We start from the raw sequence: 14,576 nt of genomic DNA, 5'->3' as shown, positions 1-14,576 counted from the left end.
CTGTGTCCGGAAATCATCGCACCCGCTCGCCCCGCACCTTCGCCGTGCCGAACAGCCCCATCCTGCACTTGCCGCTCACGCTGTCGCCGGCAAAGACCAGCGCATATTTAAGCGTGATCGCCATCGGCCTGGTCACCTTCATCTCCCAGCGGACCTGATCGCCGCTCACCGTCCCGGCAAAATCCTGCGAGCCCTGATCCGCCTCCAGCCGCCCGGTCACCCGGTCGCCCGAAACTTCGAAATGCGCCACCATCGGCTGCGGCCCCATCGGCGTCGCCAGCACCAGCTTCCATGCGCCGTCGATGCCCACCGGGGCGGCCGGCACGACAGGCGGGGGAGAGGGGGCTGCCGGGGCAGGGACATCGACCTCCGGCGCCCGATGGTCGGGATGGAAGCGGCTGACCGGACGTTCGGGCCAGGGCTGCCCTTCGATCACGGTCATCAGCTTGTCCGGCGTCAGCGGCAGGTCCACCGGAACCTCGCCGAACGGCGCCAGCGCATCCGCAATCGCGTTGACCAGGGTCGGCGGGCCGATGATGCAGCCGCCCTCGCCAACGCCGCGGAAGCCGCCTTCGGCCTGCGACGGCGTATCGGCATGGACATATTCGAAATCGGGCACGTCGAAGATGGTCGGCAGCGCATAATCCTTGAAGGTCGCCGCCGTCGGATTGCCCTGCGCATCACGGGCGGCATCCTCCAGCAGCACGCTGCCGATCGCCTGGGCCAGGCCGCCGGCAATCTGCCCCTCGACCACGGCGGGATTTATCATCACCCCGCAATCCTCGCTGCTGACCCAGCGCTGGATCGTCACGAACCCGGTGTCGGCATCGACCTCGACGATGCAGGCATGGGCTGCGCTGGTGAAGGTCATGGGCGGCGGATCATAGCGATATTGCGCTTCCAGCCCCGTCTCCATGCCCGGCGGCATCCGTCCCGGTTCGCCATAGGCGATCTCGGCAATCTCGCGCAGCGTTCGCCGCATCTCCGGCGCGCCGGCGACATGGACCATCCCGTCGGACAGGCTGATCGCCTCCGGACTGGCGTTGAGCAGATGGGCGGCCACCACCTTCACCTTGTCTGCCAGCAGGCGCCCGGCCCGGATCGCCGCGCCGCCGCCGATCACCCCCTGCCGGCTGCCGCCCGCGCCGGGGCCGAAGCCGCCGCGCGAACTGTCGCCGTCGAAGATGGTGACATCCTCGATTGGCACGCCCAACTGATCGGCGATGCACTGCGCCATCGTCGTCTGGGTGCCATGGCCCTGCGAATGGACGCTCATCACCGCGACCACCCGTCCGGTCGGTTCGATCCGCAGCTGCGCCAGTTCGCCGGTCATCACCGCGATGCTGCCGGCCGCGCCGGTCGGCTCGATATAGGCGGCGAGGCCCAGGCCCAGATAGCGCCCCCGCGCCCGCGCCGCCGCCTGTTCCGCGCGGAAGGCAGGCACGTCCACCACCGCCAGCAGCTTTTCCAGACATTGCGCCGGCGTGATATCCTCGCGCGGGATGCCGAGCGGCGTGACCGAGGGTTGGTCGGCGGCGGTGCAGAGGTTGCGGCGGCGAATCTCCACCGGATCGATGCCGATCTGGCGCGCTGCCCGGTCGAGCAAGGTCTCGCGCGCCAGCGTCTCGATCGCCCAGGGGCCACGATAGGCGGCCAGCCCCGGCGTGTTGCTGTACCAGCCGCGCGATACGAAGCTGTAGGCGGGGATATTATAGGCCGCCCACAGGAACATATGGACCGCGATATTGGCGTCCGCCCCCATCGGATAGGCGCCATTATTGAGCGCATAATCGGCATGGCTGGCGATCAGCCGCCCGTCCGTGTCGAAGGCGGCGCGCAATGTCATCTCCTGCTCGCGCGCCTGGTTGGCAGCGGTCAGATTCTCGATCCGGTCCTCGATCCACTTGACTGGCCGGCGCAGCAGCATGGCGGCAAGGATGGCGGACACCTCCTCCATCCAGGGATGATTCTTGAGGCCGAAGGAGCCGCCGACATCCTTGGCAATCACCCGCACGCTCAGCCCCGGCCGGTCGAGCGCCAGGGTCAGCCAGCGCGCCACCAGTTGCGGCCCGGCGCAGGTGATATGGATCAGCAATTCGCTCTCGCCCTGCAGGCTCGCCACCACGCCGCGCGTCTCCATCGGCGACTGGGCGATGCGCTGATGGCGGATCGACTGGCTCACCAGATGCGGCGCGCCCGCCAGCAGCGCCTCCAGCGCGGCATCGGCGTCCTCCTCGCCCATCAGCGCGGCGACATTGTCGTCGGTGTCGGGATGCACCCTTGGGCCAAGGCGCGCATCGTCCAGCGTGACGACGGCCGCTTCCTCGGCATAATCGACCGCCACCAGGCTGGCGGCATCTTCGGCCAGATAACGGTCGTCGGCGATCACCAGCGCGACCGGATGGCCGACATAGGCGACCCGTCCGTCCGCCAGCGGTGTCATCGCCACCTCCACCGGGCCAAGGAAGAAGCTCAGCATGGTGACGCCGAACGGCGCCAGATCCGCCTGGGTCAGCACCGCATGAACGCCGGGCTGGGCACGCGCGACATCGGTGTCGATCGACCGGATCGTGCCGCGCGCGATCGGGCTGCGGACGAAGGCGGCGTGCAACATGCCGGGCAGGATGATATCGTCGACGAAGCTGCCGCGCCCGGTCAGCAGCCGGCCATCTTCCTTGCGCGGCACGCGCTGGCCGATGAAGCGCTGCGCAGAAATCGGCGGCGCGTGCATGGCGTGCCATCCTCCGCCGCCAGTTGCCGGATCGCGCGGCGTATCCCCTGATAGCCGGTGCAGCGGCACAGATGACCGGACATGGCCTCGGTCATCGCCGCTTCGCCAGGGCGAGAGTCATCCGCACGGAGCGCGGCCAGGGTCATGACGATGCCGGGCGTGCAGAAGCCGCATTGCAGGCCGTGGTTATCCTTGAGCGCCTGCTGCACCGGGTGGAGCGTGCCGTCGGCCGCGGCCAGCCCCTCGACCGTGGTCAGGCTGCATCCATCGGCCTGCACCGCCAGCATCAGGCAGGATCGCACCGCGCGCCCGTCGACGATGATGGTGCAGGCGCCGCACACCCCCTGTTCGCAGCCGACATGCACGCCGGTATAGCCCGCCGCCTCGCGCAGCCAGTCGCTCAGCGTCAGCCGCCCGTCCACCAGCCCGCGATGCTGCTGGCCGTTTACCGTCATCGAAATGCGATGCTCGCTCATGCGGCCAGCCTCCGATCGAGCGCCTGCGTCAGGCTGCTGACAAAGATGCGCCGGCCGACGCTGCGCCGATAGGCTGCGCTGGCATGGCCGTCGTCAAACGGCGCGCTGTCGGCGATCGCCAGATCGGCAATGGCCTGCACATCGATCCGGTCGATCGCCTGGCCGACCAGCCCCTGCTCCGCCTGCCGCGCGCGCATCGGCGTTGCTCCCATGCCGAACCAGGCGATGCCGGCCCGCTCGATCCGGCCTTCCGCGATCGCCAGCGCGCCGACCAGCCCGACCAGCGCGAAATCGCCGGGCCGCCGCGCTACTTCGCGGAACAGCGGCACCGCATCCGCCGGCCAGGCCGGATAATCGATCGCCACCAGCATCTCGTCCGGCGCGATCGCGGTCGCATAGGGACCAAGATAGAGGGCGTCGGCGGCCATGGTCCGCGCGCCGCGCACCGATCGCAGGGTCATGGAGGCCCCCAGCGCCACCGCCGTCGCCGGCATCTCGGCCGCCGGTTCACCCAGCGCGATCGATCCGCCGATCGTCCCGCGATTGCGGGTCTGGTGATGGCCGACATGGGCGAGCGCCGTGACGAAGACGGGCAAGGTCCGCGCCAGCAGGGGATTGGCCAGCGCGTCGGCCTGCCGCGTCGCCGCGCCGATCCGCAGGCCGCCGGCATGGGAGGCGACGCCCTGCAATTCGGGCAGATGGCCGATGTCGATCAGGATGAAGGGCTGGCTCATGCGCAGCGCCAGCAACGGCATCAGCGTCTGGCCGCCCGCCAGCAATTGCGCGCCGCCGCCCGCTTCCGCCAGCAGCGCGCAGCCATGGTCGATGCTGGTGGCGCGGACATAGTCGAACGGCGCGGGCTTCATCGCCGCCCCCTGCGCCCGGCCTCGAACCCGGCCAGCGCCGTCACCGCCAGCAACAGGCCGATCGCCACGATACCGGTGCCCGCCACGCTGCTGCGCTCCAGCAGCACCCCGGTCGCCAGCGCCAGCAAAAGCGCGATGATCCAGACCCAGGGATGGCCGCCCGCCGATGGCGGAGCCTGCACCGGCGCCGCCACTGCCGCGACCGGCCCATCCTCCGCCGGCGCGCCGCCGCCGCTGACCACCGCGTTGAAGTTGCGGAAGAATTGCCCCGCAAGCTGCTTTGCTGTCGCGTCGATGATCGGTCCACCCAGCTGCGCCAGCCGGCCGCCGACCTCGGCCTCGACCGCATAGGACAGGCGCGTGGCCAGGCCGTCGTCGGCCAGCGTCACCTTCGCGCCGCCACGGGCATGGCCCACCGTGCCGCCCTGGCCCTCACCGCTGATGCGATAGCCATTGGGGGCGTCGATCTCCGACAGGGTGACGGTGCCGGCAAAGCGCGCGCCGATCGGCCCGATCTTCACCGCGATCTCGGCCCGCAACCGGTCCTCGCCGTCACGCTCCAGCGACTGGCAGCCGGGAATGCACTGGCGCAGCACCGCCGGATCATTGAGCGCCTGCCATACCGCGTCGCGCGGCGCGGCGATCCGCTCCTCGCCGGTCATCTGCATCAGAAGCGCGCCGCCGTGGGCGTGTCGGTGTCGGGCTTGCGCGTGCCCAGCGCCTCGCGCGCGGTGGCGCGCAGATAGGACCAGATATTGTGGATCTGCGCCTTGCCCAGCGGGAAGCGTGGCATGCCCCGTTCGGCCAGCGCGCCTTCCTGCACCACCCGGTAGAAATTCTCCTCCGACAGCGACAGGGCGGATTCGCGCAGGTCCGGCCCCGGTGCGCCGGCCCCCTTGAACGCCATGCCGTGGCAGGCGCCGCAGATGAAGCCCATCTCCTTGCCGGCCGCCACGGCCTTTTCGTCCAGCACGATGCTGGGATCGTCGAGCGCATGGACCGCCATGTCGCGCGGGGGCGATGACGCCAGCCGCGCCTTGCCGCCGATCGCGAAGCTCAGCAGGCGGCGGGGCTGGGCGCCATATTTCCAACCGACATTCAATATCTCGCTCGCCGCCGCGGTGGTGCCGCCCCAGCCGACCAGCAGCGACACATATTGGGTGTCGCCGATGGCATAGCTCATCGGGGCGCCGATAATCCCCAGGCCGGCATTGAAGCGCCACATTTCCTTGCCGCTCGCCGCGTCATGCGCGCGGACATAGCCGTCGGCCGTCCCCTGGAACACCAGCCCGCCCGCCGTCGCCAGCGTGCCGCCATTCCACAGATGGGGCCGCGCCATGCGCCAACGTGCCTTCTGCGCCACCGGATCCCACGCCAGCAGCGCGCCGGTCAGGTCGTCCTTGTCGCGCTTTTGCGTGATGAAGCTGGCGCTGGCCCCGGTGATGCTGGCCAGGAACCCCTTGTCCGCCTTCGCGTAGCGGGCGCCGGCCTGCATATAGGGGATATAGGCCAGCCCCGTCTGCGGGCTGTAGCTCATCGCCTGCCAGTTATGGCTGCCCAATGTGCTGGGATAGATGTCGACCGGCCCCTCCTGATAATGGACGTTGGCGGTTTCCACCGGGCGTCCCGTGGCCATGTCGATATGGCTGGCCCAACTCACCTTGCCGACCTTCTCGGCCGAGATGAGTTTTCCGGTCTCGCGATCCAGCACATAGAAGAAGCCGTTGGTCGGCTGCTGCATCAGCACTTTGCGCGGCCGGCCGTCGATCGTCACGGTCGCGGCGATCATGTTGGCCGTTGCCTTGTAATCCCAGCTTTCGCGGGGGTTCTGCTGATAATGCCAGATATATTGGCCGCTATCGGCATCCAGCGCGACGATCGAGGCGATGAACAGATTGTCGCCGCCGCCCGGACTGCGCTTTTCCGGGTCATAGGGGCCGGCATTGCCGACGCCCAGATAGATGCGGTTGAGCTCCGGGTCGAAGGTCATGCCGTTCCACACCGTGCCGCCGGTGCCGGTCTTCCAATAGGAACCGTTCCAGCTCCTGGCCGCCATTTCCATCACCGGGTCGCCGGCATTCTGCTCCGGGCTGCCCGGCACCGTCCAGAAGCGCCAGACCTGCGCCCCGGTCTTCTGGTCATAGGCGGTGACGAAGCCGCGCTGGCCGATGTCGGCGCCGCCATTGCCGATGATGACCTTGCCGTTGAAGGTGCGCGGCGCGCCGGTCAGGCTGTGCATGGTGCCGGGCGGCAGCGTGTTGACGCTCCAGGCGACCGCGCCGGTCCTGGCATCCAGCGCGATCAGCCGGCCGTCGAGCACGCCGATGAAGATGCGGCCATTGTCGTAAGCGACACCTCGATTGACGCCCATGCCCATCGCCTGCCGGGTCGGATTGACCTTCCAGATTTCCGGATCATATTTCCAGATCAGCCTGCCGCTCGCGCCGTCGACGGCATAGACCGCGCCATAGCTGCCACTGAAATAGAGGATGCCGTTCACCGCCAGCGGGGTCGCCTCCAGCGATACCTCGCCCTCCAGGTCGAGCGACCAGGCCAGGCCCAGCTTGCGGATATTGGCGGTGTTGATCGCGCTCAGCTGGCTATAGCCGCTCTCGTCGGCGCTGCCGCCCACGCCCGGCCAGTCCGCCCCCGTGCCGGTCTGCACCGCCTGCTGCGCCACCAGCCCCGCGGCAGACGCCGCCAGCGCCAGTCCCGCCATCGATCGCACCAGAAACAGCCCGCGCGTCCCCCGCATCCGCTCTCTCCTGTCCTGCCCGCTTGCCGCGATGCCTGTTTGACTGAACAGGTGTTTAGTTTTTGTCGCTCGGCCGGTCAAGCAGGCGCGGGCCATCGCCCGCGGGCATCGCCCCGGTGCTGTCATCATCGCTGTCAATTTTGCCCTGTCGGGATCAGTCCGCGCCGGGGGCGAAGCGGGCGCGGGTCGATTGCGCCGCCTTGCGCGCTTCCTCGACCGCAGCCTCCTCGGTCGCGAACAGCAGATGGTCGATCACCGCCGCCAGATGGCCGCGCATCGCCGCGCGCGCCGCCGCCGGATCGTGCGCCCGGATCGCCTGGGCGATGACGCGATGCTCCTCGACCACCGGCGTCACCTTGGCGGCACGGGCCTTGGCGAGCAGCAGCCGGGATTCCGGTGCGCTCGCCCGCATTTCCCACAGTCGAGCGACACTGTCGACCAGTGCCGCGTTGCGCGTCGCCTGCGCGATCAGCATGTGGAATTGCTGGTCGACGGCATAGGCATCGCCATCGCGCAGATTCTCGCTGGCGATCTGTTCGACCAGCCGGTCCAGTTCGTCCAGTTCGTCCGGTCGGGCATGGAGCGCCGCCAGCGCCGCCGCCTCGCCCTCGATCGCCAGTCGCGCCTCCATCAGTTCGAAGGCGGTGATGCTGAACCGGGGCGCCTCGGCCGCCTGGCGATCGGCGCCGGGAATGCGCACCACATAGGCGCCCGATCCGACCCGCACCTCGACCAGCCCCTGCACTTCCAGCGCGATGATCGCCTCGCGCACGGTCGGGCGGCTGACATCATGCTCGATCGCCAGCTCGCGCTCGGGCGGCAGCCGGTCGCCCACGGCATAGCGGCCACCCGCCAGGTCCGCGAGCAACCGCCGGGCCAGTTGCTGATAAAGGCGGCTGCCATCGCCGACGTCCGGCAGGGTCTGGGAAGAACTGGTCATGTCAGCCCCTCTCATGCGCTACTCCGTCCCGCTTTTGAAGCCCCTCAGCCGGGTTCAGCTGGGTAAGGCGATCATCGATATCTGCCGGCCATAATCACCTTCCTGTGCATGGCAGGACCGGCGATAGCTGAAGAAGCGATCGGCCTGGCTATAGGTATCCTCGTCCAGCAGGCTGATCCGCCCGATCCCCGCCGCCTGCAGCCGCGACGCGACATAGGCGGCAATGTCGAACTGGCAGTGGCCTGCCCGTCCGGCGCTGAAGAATCGCGCATTGTCCGCGTCGTCCCGCTCGAACCGCTCGGCAAAGTCCAGCGTCACCTCGTAGGAAGCACGCCCGATGCAGGGGCCGATGGCGCAGGCAATGCCCGCGCGCGTCGCGCCCAGCGTCTCCATCGCCGCGATCGTCCGGTCGGTGACGCCGCTGATCGCGCCCTTCCAGCCGGCATGGGCCGCGCCGATCACGCCGGCTTCCTTGTCGGCGAACAGCACCGGCACGCAGTCGGCGGTCAATATGCCCAGGATCAGCCCCGGCGTGCGGGTCACCATCGCATCCGCCTCGGGCCGTTCATCCTCGGCGATCGGCGCTGTCACGGTCACCACATCGGGCGAATGGACCTGTCGCACCGTCACCAGCGTCGCGCCGGGCAGCAGCGCGTCACGCGCCAGATCGCGGTTGCGCAGGATCGCCAGCCGGTCATCCTCAGACCCCAGCCCGACATTCAAACCGGCGCACACCCCGGTCGATACGCCTCCCTGTCGTCCGGCAAAGCCATGCGGGACATCGCCCAGCGCGGGCGCCCGCAGCAACTCGATCATAAAATTTCCTTCGCGCGTTCAGTGAAGAAGCATGTCTCAGAAGCGCAACATACTTGCGCATGGCGGATTAGGCGATAGTCTCCCGTCCCACAGAAAAGGGGGGGCGGCTAACGCGTCGCCCGGGCAGAAGACTCCAATAAAGGGTTTCATTGATGATTTTCGGGCGCGTTAAGCCTCTCGACGCCATATTGGCGACGGCAGAGAAAAAATCACTGCATCGCTCACTGGGCGCATTCCAACTCACCATGCTGGGCATCGGCGCCGTCATCGGCACCGGCATTTTCGTGCTGACGGCCGAGGCCGCGCAAAAGGCGGGGCCGGGCATGATGCTCTCCTTCGTCATTGCCGGCTTCGTCTGCGCGGTCGCCGCGCTTTGCTATGCCGAAATGGCCGCCATGGTCCCGGTCTCGGGTTCGGCCTATACCTACAGCTATGCGGTGATGGGCGAACTGATCGCCTGGATGGTCGGCTGGGCGCTGATCCTCGAATATGCGGTCGCCGCCGGCGCCGTGTCGGTGGGCTGGTCCGGCTATGTGGTCGGCCTGATCGAACATACATTCCATCTCGACATACCCGATCTGCTGACGCGCGGGCCGTTCGATGGCGGCATGGTCAACCTGCCGGCGATGCTGATCGCGTCGCTCGTCACCTGGCTGCTGGTCATCGGCACCAAGGAAAGCGCCACCGTCAACGCGGTGCTGGTCGCGATCAAGGTGTCGGCGCTGACCCTGTTCATCGTCCTGTCGGTGCCGGTCATGAACATGAAGGGCTTCACCCCGTTCATGCCGCTCGGCTTCTCGGGCGTGTCGGCCGCTGCCGCCTCGATCTTCTTCGCCTATGTCGGCTTCGACGCGGTTTCGACCGCAGCGGAGGAAACCAAGAATCCGCAGCGCAACATGCCGATCGGCCTCATTGGCTCGCTCGCCATCTGCACCATCTTCTACATGCTGGTGGCCGCCGGCGTGATCGGCACCGTCGGCGCACAGCCGGTCTATGGCCCGGCCGGCGAAGTGCTCGCCCCCGGTTCGACCGCTTTGTCGCAGCAGTGCGCCGCGTTGGCCGCTGCCGGCACCGAAGCCGTCACCTGCTCGAAGGAAGCGCTGGCCTGGACCCTGCGTGAAATCGGCTGGCCGCAGATCGGCAACCTGCTCGGCCTCGCCGCCGGCCTGGCCCTACCTTCGGTCATCCTGATGATGATGTTCGGCCAGACCCGCATCTTCTTCGTCATGAGCCGCGACGGTCTGCTGCCGGAACTCTTCTCGAAGGTGCATCCGACCTACAAGACGCCACACGTCATCACCATCCTGACCGGCATCTTCGTGGCGCTGTTCGCCGCCTTCTTCCCGGTCGGCATTCTGGCGGACATCTCCAACTCGGGTACGCTCTTCGCCTTCGCCGCCGTGTCGATCGCGGTGATGCGCTTGCGCAAGACCGATGCGGACCGCAAGCGTCCGTTCCGCACCCCGGCCATCTATATCACCGCGCCGATCGCCATCGCCGGCTGCGCCTATCTCTTCTGGAGCCTGGGCGTCGAAACCAAGCTGATGTTCGTCGGCTGGGCGACGCTCGGCCTGATCGTCTATTTCGCCTATAGCCGCAGCCGCAGCCATGTCGGCCGCGGGATTGTCGATGTGGCGGAGGCTGGCGCGGGCATCCCGCCCCAGCCGGTGCCGCCGCTGCCGGGCGCGCACACGCCGGGCGGCCAGGACGCCTGATTGGCCTGACGATCGATGGAAGGAAGGGGCGGGAAACCGCCCCTTTTTTCTTGGGTGCCGCTGCCGGCCCGACCCCTGCGACCTTTTGTCTTGGTGACAGGGGGCAGGGGCCGGGCTAGGCCCTCCTCATGGGGAGCCTGCGCGCCTATCTTCAGCAGCATCGGGGGCAAGCGCTGGCGCTTGTCCTGCTGGCGCTGTGCATGAAGGCCTTGCTGCCCGGCGGCTTCATGCTGGCGCAGCAGCAGCGCCATTTGGTGATCCAGTTCTGCCATGACGCTGCGATCGGCAGCACCGCCTCGCAGGTGATCGTGCCGTTGCAGGCCGATCCCGATCATCAGCCGGCTGATGCGGCCAAGCGCACATGTCCCTATGGCGCGCTGTCGATGGCCTCGCTTGGCGGCGCCGATCCGCTGATCCTGGCGCTGGCGATCGCCTTCGCGCTGCTGCTCGGCTTCGCGCCGGTGCGGCCGCCGGCGCTCGTGTGCGCGGGTCATCTGCGCCCCCCTTTGCGCGGACCACCCGCCTGATCTGACCATCGCCGTGCAGCCGCACGGCCTTTCTTTCAGATCAAGCGCCCCTGCCGCGAAGGCAGGCGCGCGCAAACAGGGTTTCCGATGAAGACATCTCTCGTCGCAATCGCCGCATCGCTGGCATTGCTCCCCACCCATGTCGCCGCGCAGGACAGCCTGCCGGCCGATGCCCCCATCGCCGATGACGCGGCCCCGCCGCTCCAGACCCGCTTCGACGGGGCGGCGCTCGATATCGGCAGCGCGCCGCTCAACGGCGCCCGGCTTGGCAGCGGCACATTGCGCCGCCGCGCCCTGTCGAGCAGCGATACCGCAGCCATCCTCGCCAGCCTGCCCGGCGTCGCGGCCAATGGCGGCGGCGGCTTTTCCTCCATGCCGGCGCTGCGTGGCCTGACCGAACAGCGGATTCGCATCACTCTTGACGGCATCCCGGTCGACATCGCCTGCCCCAACGACATGAACACGCCGCTTTCCTATACCGATCCGCAGACGGTCGGCAGCATCGCGGTGGTGCCGGGCGTCTCGCCGGTCAGCATGGGCGGCGACAATATCGCCGGCATCATCGCCGTCGAAAGCGCGATGCCGCGCTTCGCCGTCGATGGCGGCACCCTGGTGACGGGGGAGGCGTCCAGCTTCTATCGCAGCAATGGCGACGCCTTTGGCGGCGGCGTCACGCTGACGGTCGCGGGCAAGCGGATCAGCGCTACCTATAGCGGCTCCTACACCCAGTCCGACAATTATGACGGCGGCGGCAATCGGGGGGTGGTGCGCTCGACCGAATATGCCAAGACCGACCATCAACTGGCGCTCGCCGCCCAGACCCGCCTTGGCCTGTTCGAACTGAAGGGCGGCTATCATTTCTCGCCCTATGAGGGCTTTGCGAACCAATATATGGACATGACCTCGAACAAGTCCTGGTTCCTCAACGGCCGCTATCGCGGCACCTTCGCCTGGGGCGACGTCGATGCCAGCGTCGGCTATCGCGACACCGCCCATCGGATGGACTTCCTCGCCGACAAGCAGCCCGGCTCCATGCCGATGAACACGCAAATTCACAGCTTCACCTCGGCGGTGAAGCTGAGCCTGCCGGTCGGTCCGCACGATACGCTGCGTGTGGGCGGCGATTATCAGCATCAGGGCATGGACGACTGGTGGCCGCCGGTCGCCGGATCGATGATGATGGGCCCCAATCCCTATATCAACATCAACAATGGCCGGCGCGACCGGCTGGGCCTGTTCGGCGAATGGGAATCGCACTGGACCGATCGGCTCTCCACCTCGATCGGCGCGCGCTTCGATCGGGTGCGGATGAATACGGGCGACGTCCAGCCCTATGGCACCGGCATGATGAACATGACGGACGCCATGGCGGCCGGAGCCTTCAATGCGCGCAGCCATCGCCGCACCGACAACAACTGGAGCGCGACCGCACTGGCGAGCTGGCAGGTGTCCGACCTGCTCGCCTTTGAACTGGGCTATGCGCACAAGAGCCGCGCCCCCAATCTCTACGAACGCTATGCCTGGGGCCGGGGTGCGATGGCCAGCCAGATGATCGGCTGGTATGGCGACGGCAATGGCTATGTCGGCAATCTCGACCTCAAGTCGGAACAGGCGGACACGGTCAGCGCCGCGCTGCGTCTGACCGCGAAGGGCGGGGTGACGCTGAAGATCTCGCCCTATTATACCCGCGTGAACGACTATATCGACGCGGTCCATCTTCAGGATCTGACCGACATGATGGGCATGCCCAGCGGCTTCGTGCAGCTGCAATTCGCCAATCAGGATGCTGAATTTTACGGCGTCGATGTCAGCGCCAGCGTGCCGCTCCAGCGCAGCGCCCATGTCGAAACCAGCTTCACCGCCAGCGCTGCTTATGTCCATGGCCGCAATCTGTCGGATGGCGGCCCGCTCTATCGCCAGATGCCGCTCGACCTGAAGATGGGCCTTGCCCATCGCATCGACGCGCTGGAACTGGGCGCGGATGTCGAATTTGTCGCCGACAAGAATCGCGTCGACGCCACCCGCAACGAACCGCGCACGCGCGGCTATGCGCTGGTCGACCTGCGCGCCGGCTATACGCTGCCGCTTTGGGCCAAGGGGCTGAAGCTGACGGTCGAGGCGAAGAATCTCTTCGACGCCGGCTATGACCTGCCGCTCGGCGGCATGTCACTGGGCGATTATGGCGCGACCGGCGTGCTGCGCCCGGTGCCGGGCATGGGCCGCTCGATCAATCTGGGCCTCAGCACGCGCTTCTGACGAACCGGCCGGGCGCATCCCATCGGTGCGCCCGGCCCCTTATCCGTCTATCAGTGCATCGCCTCATAATCCTCGCGCAGCGCGTTGAGGTGCGGTCGGGTGAACAGCTTGCCGCGCTCCGCCCAGAAGACGATCAACAGCGATCCCGATCCGAACACCAGCAGCCCCAAGGTGAAGGGCAGGGTGGTGCCGTCGAAGGCGCGGCCGACTAGGCTGCCCAGCGCGCTCGACACCGCGGTCGTCAGGAAGGCCTGGAAGGAGGAGGCGACGCCCGCCCCCTTGGAAAAGGGCTCCATCGAGATCGCGCTGAAATTGGACGCGGTGAACGCCACCGTCATCATCGTCATCGCCTGCAGGATCATGAAGGTGACGATGGTTTCCTGCCCGGCCAGGATCACCGCCAGATGCACCGCCGCGATCAGGATGAAGGCGATCAGCGCGCTCTGGCTCAGCCGCCGCGCGCCGAAGCGCGAGACCAGCCGGCTGTTGACCAGGCTGCCAATCCCCATGCTCCCGGCGATCGTCGCAAAGGCGAGCGGGAAGATCTTCTGCGCATGGAACACGTCGAAGAAGATCTGCTGCACCGACAGGATGAAGCCGATCAGGCCGCTCATCACCACGCCGCTCGCCAGCATGTAACCGATCGAGCTGCGCGTGCGGAAGATCGTGCCGACCGTCTGGAGGATGGTGCGCGGGTTGATGCGGATGCGATTGTCGGGATGCAGCGTCTCGGGCAGGCGTATCGCCATCCAGCCCAGGATTCCGGTCGCCAGGATCGCCAGCACCCAGAAGATCCAGCGCCACGGCGCGATCCACAATATCGCCTGGCCGAAACTGGGCGCCATCACCGGGATCAGCATGAACACCGCGAAGATCAGCGACATGACCCGTGCCATCGCGTCGCCCTTGAACCGGTCGCGGATGATGCCGACGGTGATGACGCGGCTCGCCCCAGCAAAGAAGCCGGCGCTGGTCCGCGCGATCAGCAACATGGTGAAGCTGTGCGCCCCGGCACAGGCGATCGAGGACAGGATGAACAATATCATCGCCCCGCCCAGCACCTTCTTGCGCCCGAACTGGTCCGACAGCACGCCGAACAGCAGCGATCCCACGCCCAGCCCCATGAAGTAGAAGCTGATGATCAGCTGCCGGTCATTGGGGTTGGCGATATGCAGGTCGCGGCCGATATCGGGCAGGGCCGGCAGCATCGGGTCGATCGACAGCGCATTCATCGCCATCAGGCACGCACACAGCAGCACGAACTCGCGGAAATGAATATCCTTTGCGGCAGGCTGCGCGCCCATGGGGGAATTTTCGGCCATCACTGGCCTATGCGGACAATCGCCCGGCGGCGCCAGCCCCAACGCGCTTATTTCCGCCCCTCATCGCCCACCTGTCATCGCCCGCCGGGCATTAACCCTGCCGCATCCAGCAGCTTCGGGCAAACTGCGCAAATATGCCGATTTTGTCGTTAACCATTTTTTACGGCCTGCC

11 protein-coding genes are annotated in these 14,576 nt (G+C 67.3%); 3 read left to right on the top strand and 8 right to left on the bottom strand.

Going from position 1 to position 14,576, the window contains the following annotated elements; translation table 11 throughout:
* Positions 1–13: 13 nt before the first annotated feature.
* The 7 genes from E5554_RS01610 to pgeF form a co-directional block, all read right to left on the bottom strand.
* On the bottom strand, positions 14–2,731 hold the full coding sequence (locus E5554_RS01610; RefSeq protein ID WP_136185760.1) for a xanthine dehydrogenase family protein molybdopterin-binding subunit: 2,718 nt from the start codon (positions 2,729–2,731) through the stop codon (positions 14–16).
* Complete coding sequence (locus tag E5554_RS01605) at positions 2,656–3,207, bottom strand: (2Fe-2S)-binding protein (protein WP_247594346.1); 552 nt, start codon at positions 3,205–3,207, stop codon at positions 2,656–2,658. Before E5554_RS01605 ends, E5554_RS01610 begins: the two co-directional genes overlap by 76 nt.
* Complete coding sequence (locus tag E5554_RS01600) at positions 3,204–4,073, bottom strand: FAD binding domain-containing protein (protein ID WP_136185759.1); 870 nt, start codon at positions 4,071–4,073, stop codon at positions 3,204–3,206. Before E5554_RS01600 ends, E5554_RS01605 begins: the two co-directional genes overlap by 4 nt.
* Positions 4,070–4,741, bottom strand: coding sequence for a carbon monoxide dehydrogenase subunit G (locus E5554_RS01595; RefSeq protein ID WP_136185758.1), 672 nt, complete (start codon positions 4,739–4,741; stop codon positions 4,070–4,072). The genes E5554_RS01600 and E5554_RS01595 overlap by 4 nt, the downstream gene beginning before the upstream one ends.
* Entirely contained in the window at positions 4,741–6,828 is a 2,088-nt protein-coding gene (locus tag E5554_RS01590; protein WP_136185757.1) for a PQQ-dependent dehydrogenase, methanol/ethanol family, read from the bottom strand. Before E5554_RS01590 ends, E5554_RS01595 begins: the two co-directional genes overlap by 1 nt.
* A 154-nt stretch (positions 6,829–6,982) precedes the next feature.
* A complete protein-coding gene (locus E5554_RS01585) occupies positions 6,983–7,768 on the bottom strand; it encodes an FCD domain-containing protein (protein WP_125989193.1) in 786 nt (261 codons plus the stop codon).
* 54 nt (positions 7,769–7,822) lie between these two features.
* Positions 7,823–8,584 carry a peptidoglycan editing factor PgeF gene (pgeF, locus tag E5554_RS01580; RefSeq protein WP_136185756.1) on the bottom strand — a complete coding sequence of 254 codons (762 nt, stop codon included), beginning with the start codon at positions 8,582–8,584 and terminating at the stop codon, positions 7,823–7,825.
* Between the two features lie 152 nt (positions 8,585–8,736).
* Here pgeF and E5554_RS01575 point away from each other — a divergent pair, with 152 nt between their 5' ends.
* The 3 genes from E5554_RS01575 to E5554_RS01565 all read left to right on the top strand — a co-directional run bounded on the left by E5554_RS01575 (position 8,737) and on the right by E5554_RS01565 (position 13,082).
* Positions 8,737–10,299 (top strand): amino acid permease, encoded by a 1,563-nt coding sequence (locus E5554_RS01575; protein ID WP_069336445.1) that lies wholly within the window; start codon positions 8,737–8,739, stop codon positions 10,297–10,299.
* A 128-nt stretch (positions 10,300–10,427) separates the two neighbouring features.
* Positions 10,428–10,826, top strand: a complete 399-nt coding sequence (locus tag E5554_RS01570) for a hypothetical protein (protein WP_136185755.1) — start codon at positions 10,428–10,430, stop codon at positions 10,824–10,826.
* An 87-nt stretch (positions 10,827–10,913) separates the two neighbouring features.
* Positions 10,914–13,082, top strand: a complete 2,169-nt coding sequence (locus E5554_RS01565; protein WP_136185754.1) for a TonB-dependent receptor — start codon at positions 10,914–10,916, stop codon at positions 13,080–13,082.
* 50 nt (positions 13,083–13,132) lie between these two features.
* Here the strand turns inward: E5554_RS01565 and E5554_RS01560 are convergent, their stop codons facing one another.
* Positions 13,133–14,404 carry a multidrug effflux MFS transporter gene (locus E5554_RS01560; protein ID WP_136185753.1) on the bottom strand — a complete coding sequence of 424 codons (1,272 nt, stop codon included), beginning with the start codon at positions 14,402–14,404 and terminating at the stop codon, positions 13,133–13,135.
* Positions 14,405–14,576: the final 172 nt, after the last annotated feature.

This window comes from Sphingobium sp. PAMC28499 (assembly GCF_004795815.1).
Lineage (GTDB): Bacteria > Pseudomonadota > Alphaproteobacteria > Sphingomonadales > Sphingomonadaceae > Sphingobium > Sphingobium yanoikuyae.
This window is presented reverse-complemented; position numbering and strand designations above follow the sequence as displayed.

Bases quoted from the DNA above. Each gene is read 5' to 3' on its own strand.
- E5554_RS01560 (WP_136185753.1), bottom strand. From the start codon at position 14,404: ATGGCCGAAAATTCCCCCATGGGCGCGCAGCCTGCCGCAAAGGATATT.
- E5554_RS01600 (WP_136185759.1), bottom strand. From the start codon at position 4,073: ATGAAGCCCGCGCCGTTCGACTATGTCCGCGCCACCAGCATCGACCAT.
- E5554_RS01605 (WP_247594346.1), bottom strand. From the start codon at position 3,207: ATGAGCGAGCATCGCATTTCGATGACGGTAAACGGCCAGCAGCATCGC.
- E5554_RS01610 (WP_136185760.1), bottom strand. From the start codon at position 2,731: ATGCACGCGCCGCCGATTTCTGCGCAGCGCTTCATCGGCCAGCGCGTG.
- pgeF (WP_136185756.1), bottom strand. From the start codon at position 8,584: ATGATCGAGTTGCTGCGGGCGCCCGCGCTGGGCGATGTCCCGCATGGC.
- E5554_RS01575 (WP_069336445.1), top strand. From the start codon at position 8,737: ATGATTTTCGGGCGCGTTAAGCCTCTCGACGCCATATTGGCGACGGCA.
- E5554_RS01595 (WP_136185758.1), bottom strand. From the start codon at position 4,741: ATGCAGATGACCGGCGAGGAGCGGATCGCCGCGCCGCGCGACGCGGTA.
- E5554_RS01585 (WP_125989193.1), bottom strand. From the start codon at position 7,768: ATGACCAGTTCTTCCCAGACCCTGCCGGACGTCGGCGATGGCAGCCGC.
- E5554_RS01565 (WP_136185754.1), top strand. From the start codon at position 10,914: ATGAAGACATCTCTCGTCGCAATCGCCGCATCGCTGGCATTGCTCCCC.
- E5554_RS01590 (WP_136185757.1), bottom strand. From the start codon at position 6,828: ATGCGGGGGACGCGCGGGCTGTTTCTGGTGCGATCGATGGCGGGACTG.
- E5554_RS01570 (WP_136185755.1), top strand. From the start codon at position 10,428: ATGGGGAGCCTGCGCGCCTATCTTCAGCAGCATCGGGGGCAAGCGCTG.